Origin of the sequence: Bowmanella yangjiangensis (assembly GCF_017255015.1) — a bacterium.
Taxonomy (GTDB): domain Bacteria; phylum Pseudomonadota; class Gammaproteobacteria; order Enterobacterales; family Alteromonadaceae; genus Bowmanella; species Bowmanella yangjiangensis.
On the sequence record NZ_JAFKCS010000139.1, the window covers coordinates 1 to 2023 of the forward strand.

Annotated in this window: 2 protein-coding genes; both read right to left on the reverse strand. The window is 57.7% G+C overall.

What is annotated here, in order from left to right:
* Window positions 1-85: 85 nt before the first annotated feature.
* Window positions 86-619 (reverse strand): hypothetical protein, encoded by a 534-nt coding sequence (locus tag J0A65_RS22660; RefSeq protein WP_206596571.1) that lies wholly within the window; start codon window positions 617-619, stop codon window positions 86-88.
* The gene (locus tag J0A65_RS22665) at window positions 597-1745 is read right to left on the reverse strand and encodes a PAAR domain-containing protein (RefSeq protein WP_152489798.1); all 1149 of its coding nucleotides are present in this window, start codon (window positions 1743-1745) and stop codon (window positions 597-599) included. Before J0A65_RS22665 ends, J0A65_RS22660 begins: the two co-directional genes overlap by 23 nt.
* Window positions 1746-2023: the final 278 nt, after the last annotated feature.

Below are 2023 nucleotides of genomic sequence, written 5' to 3' on the forward strand. Positions count from 1 at the left end.
CTGCAGCGTGCCGAAGGGCGACGTGGCGATCGATTACTGACGCAGCTGCCGGCGGCATGGCGCATCGGGTTTCAGTGGCTCTTCGTCATGGTGTCTGCGGTGGGCTGCAACGCCACTCATGCGTGCGCTCCAGGCGTTCGGCATCCCTCACCGACCAGTTGCCGGCGCTACCGACCAAGCAGAAGCGCTTGTAGAACCACGCTCGTCGACGCTTCTGATCGCCAGCCTGTAGCAGAACCTCATAGATGCCCGGCTCAAGCGCACGAGGTGGGACCCTGGTCTCGAAGGAGGCAACAGGCTGGCCATACTCGATGCAGGTGTCGGGGCGTAGCTGCACGGTGGAACTCGTGGTGCCGGGTGGCAGGCTGGCTTCCCATGCCTGCGCTGACGGTCGATTGACCTGTACTGCATACAGCTCCACCTGATTCTGGTCGAGGCGAGCGTTGCGAGAAAAGAAGCCAGGCACTTCATAGGTTTCACTGGCTCCGATGCACAGCGCCTCGTCACGTATCCAGGCACGTGCGTCACCATCATGGTGTCGAGACATCGCATAGCCGTCACACACGCAGACGAGGGCCAGGATTGGCAGTAAAACGCTACGGAAGCAGTTTGCGGTCATTTGGATTGCTCAGAAAATCGCCGAGAACGTTCTTGTAAGCGTCTATGCTGGGCACTCGCCTGCCACTGGCACTCCTCGTGGCGTTGTTGGTCGACCAGCAATAGTAGTCGGCGATGATGTCGCCCTGTTGCTCCATGTTGAAGTCCTGCAGCTTGTCGCCAGGCTTAAGTTCGTACTGGTAGGGATCGCCAAGAAGCCCCCAAAGCGTGCCGGGGTGCAGCAGCAGGCCATGTAGTCTGACCCAATACCCGAGTTGGTATTGCCATACATGCACCATCTCATGCATGAACCAGTGTTGATCATTGGGGAGAAGGGAGAAGTCTTCCTTGTAGTAATCCGGATTGAAGTACATCTCACCATTTGGGGTCATCGCCGTATTGTCCGGTTGTAGACCGAACGGCAGATATTCTTCGCTGTGGATTTTTATCTTGGTGTAGTCAACCGAGTCTTTGAACAGGCTTTGCGCCATGGCGAGCTCGCCACTGGTCAGCATTCTGAACCTGTCGCTCTTGTTCACTGGTATAGGCGCTGTTTTCGTTCCGGCGTTTTGCGTTGTTTGCACTCCACTCAACGGGATCGATATACCGCTTGCCTGAGTCTGTACATGGCGGCCGCAGCAGTTCGATGCGGCCGTCGGTGGCAGCAGCTCTACGTTGGTGATAGCCATCTGCGTGAAGGTCCGTATTGCCTGGGTCGTGCCGGATGTATCTGTAATTCCTTTCTGAATTGAGCCATCTGCCAGGGTTACCCTGTACGGCAAGCACGAATACGCTTGCCCGTTGCTAGCCAAGAGTTGTAGCTGGCAACTGAAGGCGCTCGGCAGGGAGGTAGGTGCGGTGAAAGGGGCAGACGCGTGCTGGTTCCCGACTACTACATCTCCCGAGCCGGTAATGATGCTGCCGCCGTGACTGGTAGAGCTGCCGAGAAAGGCGATCGGTAATCCATTGACCAGAATACTGCTCATGCCTTCGGCCACGGTATCGCCGCAAGCACTGTTATCGCCTATTCGTAGTGTTGGTAGGCCATTGATCAGAACATCGGGGGAGCCGGTGACGGTTGGGTTGACGGCGTGTCCCGGCAGGGGGCAAGCATCTTGGTCACTTTGGCGAGCTGCGGGTTTGGACATGTCTTTGCTTCCTGCAATGGTATCCGACAGGCCTGGATCCGGCGGCCTGTGTTTTTGGTGTCTTTACATGGTTGATAGTTCCCCGAGTGATCGGTCTCATTCCATGACGTGTGTCGCTATTCGAGGGAATAGTCGAGGCTTAGGTGACGCAGCAACCATCCCGGGTCAGGCCGCTCGGCTGCATGGAAGGGCGCGTTGCGCCGCTGCCATGCTCAGCCAGGGCAGATTGCTCAGGCACCCATCACTTCGCGGATATCGGCGGCCAGCTGGCGCACGCG